The organism is Achromobacter sp. SIMBA_011, assembly GCF_046535435.1.
In the GTDB taxonomy this organism is placed as follows: Bacteria; Pseudomonadota; Gammaproteobacteria; order Burkholderiales; family Burkholderiaceae_B; genus Achromobacter; species Achromobacter dolens.
In genome coordinates this window covers 1-267 of sequence record NZ_JAWRWN010000558.1, presented here as the reverse complement: position 1 = coordinate 267, position 267 = coordinate 1, and the positions used below count along the sequence as shown (strand labels likewise).

General features: G+C 52.8%; 1 protein-coding gene. It reads right to left on the bottom strand.

The features are described from left to right. Positions 1 to 267 (bottom strand): major capsid protein (locus tag SB816_RS32140; protein WP_410548262.1); only part of this gene is annotated, 267 nt, incomplete at both ends.

The window sequence follows — 267 nt, the reverse complement described above, 5'->3', positions numbered from 1 at the left end:
ATCCGCAGATGACCCTGCGTCGCCTGCGGATTCACTTCATGCTTCGGCTTGACATATCCCGGCGTAAATTCAGAGGTGGAGCCGCCACGGGAACGGATAACCTCACCGGAAACAATCGGCGAAACGTACAGCGCCATGTTTACCAGTCCCGGAATTTGTGAGAGATAGACTTTCTCCGTGGTGAAGGGATAGCTCTCACGGAAAAAGAGACGCAGAAACAGCGGATCAAACTTAAATTTCTGCTCATTTGCCGCCAGCAGTTGGGCG